The 8,850-nt window shown below is 46.5% G+C and carries 8 protein-coding genes, 1 tRNA gene and 1 pseudogene; 3 read left to right on the forward strand and 7 right to left on the reverse strand.

What is annotated here, in order from left to right; genetic code table 11:
- Positions 1 to 142 precede the first annotated feature (142 nt).
- On the forward strand, positions 143 to 310 hold the full coding sequence (locus V7730_RS15240) for a hypothetical protein (protein WP_335748455.1): 168 nt from the start codon (positions 143 to 145) through the stop codon (positions 308 to 310).
- Between the two features lie 153 nt (positions 311 to 463).
- A tRNA-Ser gene (locus V7730_RS15245) sits at positions 464 to 551 on the forward strand.
- Positions 552 to 773: 222 nt separating this feature from the next.
- On the opposite strand, the gene V7730_RS15250 is transcribed toward V7730_RS15245, so the two are convergent.
- Both V7730_RS15250 and V7730_RS15255 read right to left on the reverse strand, forming a co-directional pair.
- Positions 774 to 1,223, reverse strand: a complete 450-nt coding sequence (locus tag V7730_RS15250; protein ID WP_443070229.1) for a YbjQ family protein — start codon at positions 1,221 to 1,223, stop codon at positions 774 to 776.
- Positions 1,224 to 1,319: 96 nt separating this feature from the next.
- The gene (locus V7730_RS15255) at positions 1,320 to 1,862 is read right to left on the reverse strand and encodes a recombinase family protein (protein ID WP_335748457.1); all 543 of its coding nucleotides are present in this window, start codon (positions 1,860 to 1,862) and stop codon (positions 1,320 to 1,322) included.
- A gap of 193 nt (positions 1,863 to 2,055) precedes the next feature.
- On the opposite strand from V7730_RS15255, the gene V7730_RS15260 reads away from it, so the two are divergent.
- The gene (locus V7730_RS15260; protein ID WP_335748458.1) at positions 2,056 to 2,775 is read left to right on the forward strand and encodes a hypothetical protein; all 720 of its coding nucleotides are present in this window, start codon (positions 2,056 to 2,058) and stop codon (positions 2,773 to 2,775) included.
- 278 nt (positions 2,776 to 3,053) lie between these two features.
- Here V7730_RS15260 and V7730_RS15265 read toward each other — a convergent pair whose 3' ends face one another.
- The 5 genes and pseudogenes from V7730_RS15265 to V7730_RS22685 form a co-directional block, all read right to left on the reverse strand.
- Positions 3,054 to 4,583: a primase-helicase family protein gene (locus V7730_RS15265; protein WP_335748459.1), complete on the reverse strand. Its 1,530-nt coding sequence runs from the start codon at positions 4,581 to 4,583 to the stop codon at positions 3,054 to 3,056.
- Positions 4,564 to 4,782 (reverse strand): ribbon-helix-helix domain-containing protein, encoded by a 219-nt coding sequence (locus V7730_RS22680; RefSeq protein WP_443070230.1) that lies wholly within the window; start codon positions 4,780 to 4,782, stop codon positions 4,564 to 4,566. The genes V7730_RS15265 and V7730_RS22680 overlap by 20 nt, the downstream gene beginning before the upstream one ends.
- Positions 4,783 to 5,350: 568 nt before the next feature.
- Positions 5,351 to 7,036 (reverse strand): VRR-NUC domain-containing protein, encoded by a 1,686-nt coding sequence (locus V7730_RS15270; RefSeq protein ID WP_335748460.1) that lies wholly within the window; start codon positions 7,034 to 7,036, stop codon positions 5,351 to 5,353.
- A 169-nt stretch (positions 7,037 to 7,205) separates the two neighbouring features.
- On the reverse strand, positions 7,206 to 8,231 hold the full coding sequence (locus V7730_RS15275) for a tyrosine-type recombinase/integrase (RefSeq protein WP_335748461.1): 1,026 nt from the start codon (positions 8,229 to 8,231) through the stop codon (positions 7,206 to 7,208).
- A gap of 51 nt (positions 8,232 to 8,282) precedes the next feature.
- Positions 8,283 to 8,447 (reverse strand): annotated as a pseudogene (locus V7730_RS22685) (DUF6538 domain-containing protein); the annotation flags it as partial.
- Between the last annotated feature and the right edge of the window lie 403 nt (positions 8,448 to 8,850).

Genomic DNA, 8,850 nt, shown 5'->3' on the forward strand with positions numbered 1-8,850 from the left:
GGAAATTCCAGACCACTCTCAGCCATCACGGGCATCTTTGAGCGACTGCGTCAGGACTTCTCATCCTCCATAATTATCATTGTCCGGACAACGTCTTAACCCAAGGCGGGGCCTCGCCGCATTTACATGAGATTACCTGAACATGTGGCATCTGCAACTCTTAGTCGAATATGTCAGCTTTGCGCTGACGGATGCGACCTCAACGAACCTGATCTTTGCCGTTCTGGCCCTTTGGGCGGGGTTCGGCACCCACCCGAAAACATGCGCCGTCCTGGTGGCCGCACTGCATGTGTTGTCGGTTGTGATCTAGGCCAAGGAGGCGGGGCAGGGGAATTCACGCTGTCTCGCCCTACTGCGATCCTGCGGTACGCCCAGTGTACAGCCTGTGTACAAAGTGTGACTCCACAAATAACCCCCCAATACCCCCTTGCCCTCCCCTAAACCCGCCGCTAAACGGGTCAACGGAGACGTGGCCGAGTGGTCGAAGGCGCTCCCCTGCTAAGGGAGTAACGTGCAAGCGTTCGAGGGTTCGAATCCCTTCGTCTCCGCCAAGACCAATTTAATCATACATTTCAACGTAGTAAGTAGGGTCTACCACCTACGCTTACCACCTACGTTTTTGAAGGTTCTTCCCTATCTAGCACCTTAGCAGGGGAGCGCCTTCGACAACTCGGCCACGTCTGATTTGAAATTTTTGTCAAACAGCGCAAGGGGGCTACCTGCCTCAAACGGATTCGTTTGCTAGAAACGCCTAGGGTCCCACGTCTGACCAGTCAGTCTTCAATTATCACAGCCGTGCCAGATGCCACCAACATAATCATGCTACCCGCTCCACTAAGTTCAACGTAGTCCAGATCGACTCCGACTACGGCGTTGGCCCCAACAAGACTCGCTTCAACCTTCAACTCATACAAAGCTGTCTTTCTGGAATCTCGCATAGTCTTTTGAACAGCCTCAGACCTTCCGCCAACAATGTCTCTGACACCTGCAAACAAGTCTTTGAACATGTTCATACCAAAGGCACATTCAGCCGTGACGATCTCGATGCGTTTGGTGATATTAAGGTTAGGCGCTGTCTCAGTAGTGAGCATGATGGAGTCTATCCGTTTTGATCTTGAGACAGCCTCTAGCTTTGATAGCCTAGCTTTTTCAGCGTCTTTTTCACGGTTTATCTCTGCGGCTTTGATAGCACCTTCCCTCTCATTGTGGGCGTTTTCTGCCATGCATTGGTCGCAATAGTTCCCTGAGGTGAGGAAGCCGAGCTTCTTATTACACCGTGAGCAATTCGCCATTAGCCGTCTCCTAGTTCCTAGCCTGTTTTAACTTTGAAGAGACTTGTAAACTGTAGCCCGACCTATACCAAGCTCCATAGCGATAGCTGTAGCGCCCATACCAGCCTCTTTGAGTTCTTTGACCTTGGCATCATCAACAGTCTTAGGTCTGCCCTTGTAAGCCCCTCTTGCCTTGGCCTTGGCGATTCCATCCGCTTGCCTTTTCCGAATGATGTTTCTCTCAAACTCAGCAAATGCGCCCATCATTTGAAGCTGTAGTTTTGCGAAGGCATCATCCGAACTGGCAGAGAAGGTCAGGTTTTCACTTTTGAAGGCTATCGAAACGCCCTTGTCGTTCAAAGTCTGAATGATTGTTTGTAGGTCGCGTAAGTCTCTAGCTAGCCGATCAATGCTGTGGACAAGCACAGAGTCACCCTCTCTTACCCAATCCATCATGCTGTTCAGCGCTGGGCGATCCTTAGCGTTCTTTCCTGACAGCTTTTCCTCAAACAGCTTATCCACGTCACCTAAGTCTTGGCGGTCAAAGTTTTGATCAACAGTGCTAACGCGGCGATACCCAACAACAGACATTTAGTGTCTCCTATGATTCTAGACCTTTATAGAATACTGTCTACAAAATCAGGATCAAGTCTAAATAGACACTTTTAGGAGATTTTCTGACCGTCTTGTTTGGGTAGACCTTTGTGGACACATTGCTTTCGACGTTGCCTTGTCTAAAATGCTATTATCAGATTGCCCGGTAGACGACCAAAATGAGGAATCTATGCTGCAAAAATTGACCCCCAATGGAGCTTGGCTAGTAGCGGCTCTTGCCAGTATCTGCCTACATTCCAGTCCAGTGGTAGCGCAGAGCAAGCCTGATACAGCAAATGCTTGTTTAGCCGCTCTTGAAGCAAATGATATGTCAAAGGCGGAAAAGTTCGCCGATGAGATAAAAGATTGGAAGAATTTGTTTGGGACTGCTGTAATAAAAAATGCCGAGGACTGCCTTAACCGCGCAACAGGTGATAACTGGAAATACTTTACAACAAAAAGTCAGTTTCTTTCAGGTGAAGATGCTAAGGCGGAACAAGAATTTATAGATGGCGCAGAAGATCGACAGGAAGTAAATAAAAGAAACGTGGAAAGACTACTCTGTGAGGTTGTCCTAGCTGAAAAACGCTATGCTGAGCTAGAATACCAAAATAGACAGATACAAGCGGCTCGCACTTCGGAGGCTACTCGAGCGGCCAAACAAGTCTGTAGCGAAACTTATGCAGCCGATAAGTCTTTAGCTCTCCTAAATCCTGTTTGCTACGAGCTATTCAAAGAGACCGGAGTGCCGGATACTCAGTTTAAGTTTGATTATGAGGCATTCCTTATTGCACAGGTGAAACTTACAAATGCCACGTTGAACCTTTCTGAGGCCACTAAATCGAACACTTCCCCAGCCAGTCTATCTGGTGGGAAAATAGCCGAGTGCCAAGAATTGCTCTCGAAATAGCAAATTGTAATTACTCTTGTTGTTAGGTCGAGCGCGCATGAGCAGTCTCTCAGAGACTAACGCCAATCAACAAATTCCTAGGTTGGCAGTTTATAATAGGATGGTTGTAGGGTCATACGGGTCATACCGATTGATATGCGCTATATAAATAGGGTGTTTGGCCAATATAGAGGGTCATACGGAGGATCATACAAGCGTCATACGCCTCATACAGATCAACCTGACTATCCAAGTGAGAAGGGCCACCAACAGCAAAGCCAGCAGCCCTATAGTGGGAATTACGGAGATTTGTATTCTACTAAGTTAGTAGGCCCTACCCCCACCGGTGCTTTAGTCCAGACCTTCCGTCCACGATCACACTTCATCTGACATGACCTGAAATTGAAATCTTTGGTCATCATGTCTTTCAACATAGACTGAGGGACTGAAGATGCGCTCACCACCTGATTCAAGGACAGAGCATCCTTCGTTTGCAAGCCCCCTAGCCAAGACTTCAGATGATCATGAGCATTTTCTGTATCCGTATCAACCAAGTCCATGAAGCCTTCAGAAGCTGGTGCAGTACCAAGCCAAGCAGCAGGAACCATATCAGCAACGACTTTCAACCAGCACAGCAAGTCCCTTATCTGATCTTGATCACCAGCGGCACTCAATGGCATCGCCTCACGGATCAACCTGTTACCTTCTGCGTGGAAAGCCTGATTAGTCTGTTTTGTTGCATCCTCACCTTGATCATAATTCCGGTAACACGGCACCCACCAGCGGCGTTCAGTCTCGGATGATTTGAATGGGGTGTGGTGATTAGAAAAGACGATAGTGTTATGGGTTGCTCGTGTGGAGAATGACTGCTCACCCTTGCGCTCAACGTTTACATGATCCTCGGAAACAATGGGCTTAAATCTCTCCATTGCCTTACCTGACTTTGACCAGCACTCATCGACTACCAACAATCTTGTCAGAGCCTTCTCACCAGCGAATTGACCAGTAATACCTTCAAGGTCATTTACTACACTCACACTACCAGAACCCATGAGGGCTTTTGCCATGTGCTGAAACGTACCTTTACCAATGCCATGCGATCCACGGATAATTGGTGCCCATCGGATACGATCTAGTGGCCTGTGAACGCAACAAGCAAACCACCGAGTGAATACGTCATGCTCGGCCATCCAGTCCTCAGACGCGACAGGAGAGTTACCATCCCCGAATAACATCCGCAGCATGACCCTCCAAATTAGTGGTTCTGTATGGAGTGCAAAACCCTCAGCAACTTCCTCAAAAGGTACACCATCCGCGACGTTTGCATCTAAGTCAGCTTGTGCTTCTGGCTTCGAGTTAGCCCAGCTCGCAATGTCCTGCTCAGTCAGAGTTAAGCGATCATTTTTACGCCATGTGTTGTAAGTAGTAGCGCCATCGACCTTAAGAAATCTAGGGAAGCCGGGGCAGTATTGGTGGCGCTGAAAAGATATTGGTGCTGAGGTCAGAACGTGCCGGATCATCTTGCGATCAAGAGCATTCGTATTCACTGCACAGACGTCAACAGTGGTCTCAAGGTCATTCCCCAAAATAGGCTTATTGTCAGCGAAGCAGGTTAAGAAATAGCCCTGATACTTCACAACATGATCAAGTATATAGCTAACTGCCTTCTTCTGAGCTTGGTTAAACGCCATGTCCTCTTTGGTCGTGTTTCCTTCCTCATCTGTGACCTCAATAGTGGAGTAACGGCGAGACATTGTTGCAACGACATGATGGCTAATATCTACAAAACCAGCAGGTAGGATTTGCTCATTATTGCTTGCTTTGGTCATTCTGGGCTTCCTTGCTGATGTCAGCTTTGGTTGTTGGGCATGGGGCGATAGTTGCTTTGATTGCTTTTTCGACCAGAGAGGACAGATTGCTGCCAGTCTTCTCCGATGCGCCCCTCAGTCGTGATAGAGCTTCATCAGTGAGCATAAATCGTACTTGGGTTCTGGGATTAGAGTTGGGTATCTTAATTCTCCTTGTTATGGCCGATGCCGATTAGACACAGATGTGCCAAAGGCTATAAGGGCCTGTTTGTGGGCTTAATTTGTAGTTGGCTTGCTTGGGTAGCCTATGCACGCTAATGGCCCTGAATTGAGGGCTGAGAGCAGTACAGAACGACAGAATAATAGCGCTACAACCGATTAAGATTGAAACGATAAGTCTTTATGGATTTTTGCTCGGGGTGGAGCGCAAATACTGCTTTGGAAAGATTTGGGTGGCTGGGGAGTTGCTGAGATAAGAATTAATTCTGAAATTGCAATAGCCGCTATTCGATTAATTCCATCCCTCAATTAGATTCCCATTAACGTACTGTTACTAAGAAATAATTTTTCCCAACGCAGAGAGCAGAGTGACAAGCGATATACTGTCATTCCACAAAGTAGAGCAGGCGCTGGGCACTAAGGTCTAGTAAAAGTGATTGGTTATCAAGTGGCTGATTAGATTTAATATACGATAGGTTGTATCGAGTGGAATTCAACGCACCTTTAAGTTGTGTATTGTCTTAGAGTATCCCTGCACTGCTAACGTTCGAGCTGTTGGGTGAAAGGGTTTAGAAGCTGTATCCGAGCGGCACAGTCCTCAGTTTTATTGTGCCCATATCTTCAAATAATATCTTGGTATGCCTAACTGCTTGAATAAAATCTTCAGTAATAGGTAACTTAAATCGTTTGTCGTGTAGCCTGTTTTTGCCGGGAAACTTTTGGTCGCTCTCCAATATCATCGGTCCGGGCGGGAGACTCCGGTAGAAAAGGGCGTACTTAAATACGGCCTCTTGAAGATTTCTTGCCCTAATAGGGCTATACTCTAATAAGCTAGGGCCGTTTCCAGAAAATAAATACCACGAGAGAAACTGCTGTTCGCTCGCCCCCTCTGAAAGCGGGAAAGCTTTAGACAAATATTCTAATGTAGGAATGACTTTCTTCATGAAGAAGGGCTTGGTAATAAGCGCACCAATGGAATGGCTGTCTATCGACAAGTCAAACTTAGGTTTGTTGGCTGTTTCGCGAAGCCTCACTCTCGGAAGATTCCAATAACTTTCCCTTTGGGACATTTCAAAAAGTGATATCTGTGACAAGTATTCAAATATAAATATTTTTCTTCTATTTATCATCTTGACTATTGCATGATAATAACTGGCATTTATGTTTTCGACGGAATCAAGCAAAGAGTTATTTGCGTCGGAATGCCCGTTGCTAAAGAAACTTGTTGGTTTTGTGTCTGGATCGTAAGGATACCTACAGCCATCTGCGCCTGTAAGGAAGCAGGTTAAATCTTCAGGGAGAAATATGCGTTCAACCTCGCAAGTTTGTTTTATCAATAAGTACATTCCACCTATTAAAGTTAGAAGTTCATCGAATGACCTCGATAAGGTAAGGTTATTTTGATTTAGGGAAGCATTATCGAACGCCACAGAAGCCGTTGGCTCATCGACTTCAATCTGAGGCTTAAAAAAGGCCAGTGGTTCTTCTGATGAGGCCACACTCAATATGCCGCAGGGTATGCCCATTTTCTCGATGCCCGCCAAAGTCTCCAGTTGATAATCTGACGGGCGATCATTGGGTGACTTTACTTCCTGAAAACTGCAATTTTCTCTGTTCCAGATTAGCAAGTCCGGCCAACTTGTAAGGGCGCGGTACCTGAATTTGCTTGCTCGAAATCTAGATAATTTGATCACCCCATCAGGGCCAAGCGCTGAAAGGAGTGCTAGAGCGCAACCTAATTGTGATGCTTCTGAATGCTTGGGGCCAAGGATGTTCTCTTCGTGGCCTGAATATGGTTTTTGGTTGGCAAATCTGGTTCTTAAGATACGAGGTAGAATTTTCTTCAGATTGCTCTCGACCGCTTCTTGAGATCGGTATGGAGCATTGCTAATTCGCGCCTCATGGTCTTTTGCAATATCAAGTTCCCATGAATTAGTATGCTGATCTGATCTTTGGTTTCGCCTTTCAGCCATCATGCGTATCCACTCGTAAGTCATCAAACCAGAGGGCACAACTTGCTTGTAAACAGTGCGATCTTCGGCGTTATGGTATCGAAAATTATCAAACATCAGTGAGACCAAGAGCGCGTTCAATAGGTAGCCGTATCCCCCTGATGCATAGTACCCCTGCTTGCGAAACCACCCAGCTACAGCTTCTTCAACAGTCACCGGCTCATTAATAGAAGGCGATACCCATAGTTTACTGTTCTTCGTTGCATCTCTATGGAGTATCAGAGGGTTGGGAATTTCTATCATTATTTATACCTTGTTTGACTTGATGCTTCAGAAACATCTGACTTTAGAACGCATAAGCCCTGAGCTAGAAGCCCCATTTGCTTGCCAAAAAGCCCCATTTAATGCCCGTCTCTAGGTTCCATTTAGGTATGTGACCAAATGAGCGAGGTGGGCTTGTGAGGGCTTTATTTTAGCGAAAGGACACCTTGTTTAACGCTTGCTTCTTACTCTTGAAGTCAGCGCCGCCTGAGTACAGCCCATAAGTCATTGTTTGGATTTCATGGCCGACCAATCTTGCTGAGATATTTTCTGGTACACCTGCTTCTTCCAGCTGCCGTGCAATCGACTTTCTAAAGCTGTGAAAGACGTAGTCTCTGCCGTATCCTAAGCCAGACTTGAGGCGACCAAACCTCTTGCCAATGGCATTGGATCTATCCCCATATTTGTTTTTGGTTAAACCTGCTATCAGATAGCCATCTGAGCTTTCTTTCGCCAGCTTACTTACAGTGGATGCAATGTCTTTGTGTATTGGGATTTCACGCCACCCCGCCTCTGATTTTGCATCCTCAACAATCAGTCTGTCAGACTTCACCTTATCCAACATAAGTGAGCAGATTTCTTCAATCCGAGCGCCCGTATGCGCCCCTATCATAATGAGGTTTTGTAGGTCTGGATCATCAGAAGAAGAGGCAATCAACCGCTTATAATCTGAAACTTCAAAGTGCTTTCTGCGTTGGGCTATTTCAGCTTTTGTGGCCTTCTTGGCTTTTGCAGGAACAACATCTGTGAAGGGGGCAGGGATGGGCATCTTTTTGGTTCTTACAAGCCAAGTCCAAAATCCCTTTGTCGCGGATATCTTTCTTCTTACTGTTGTTCGAGATAGGCTCTGAGCAGTCATAAGTTGTTCGACCCATTCGATCACAGCATCATTTGTAGCATCCTGAGCGTGGGTGAATTTCTCTACAAACTGCCTTACGTCAGATACCTTCATATCAATCGTTTTGGGTTCTTGGTCGAGGCTTATCCTCCAAGCATCAATGTAGGGCTTGAGCGGCCAAATCTTTCCAGTAGCAACAGCATATAGATGCTCGGATTCCTCATTTTCAAACTTTGCTGGACCCCATCCGTCACTCACGGTCAAGGCATCATAAGCAAGGCCCTCGATCTCAGATTGATCGTATCCATCACGTTTGGCTTGGGCGACATGTTCCAGCATATCAGCGATCTTATCCCCTGATCCCCCTGATAGGGCCAAATCAATAGCTTTACGCCACTCTACCACAATGGGCCTAACGCGCTTCTCTGCTAGGGTCAGGCTTTCGGTTTCTAATGTCTGTTTGAACCTGCTCTTTCCGAACTGTGATCGAACATTTCTGGGTATCTCCATAACGGCATACCATCGTCTGCGCTGTTTCAACAAATATTGGGGCATTTCGGACCTCTACCACCTACGCTTACCACCTACGTTAATCAATTTAAGCTCATGATATCAACAAAATATGGCGAAGATGCTCCAAATCATAGTATCCCTTCGTCTCCGCCACCATACTAGATACACCGTAAGGCGTTGAATTTATTGACGTTAGTGAGGTGGTGAAGTTTGCTTACCACACACGTTGACCACACATCTTACTGATATAATGCTGGAAGTTATCAGTTCCCATGTCGGGCAAAGTGACATGGCTGCCAATCTGAGTAGGACAAATAGAAGCTCTCAATGGCTGGGCCAGATTAATCAGATGTTAGGAACGGCCCAGAGCTGCCATTGGTGGTCTTTGTAGCGAATGGCGGCTTGGAGCCCGTTGTGACGGATGCTGCGCTGCGCATGAATGGCT

This window comes from Sulfitobacter sp., assembly GCF_036961165.1.
Taxonomy (GTDB): Bacteria; Pseudomonadota; Alphaproteobacteria; order Rhodobacterales; family Rhodobacteraceae; genus Sulfitobacter.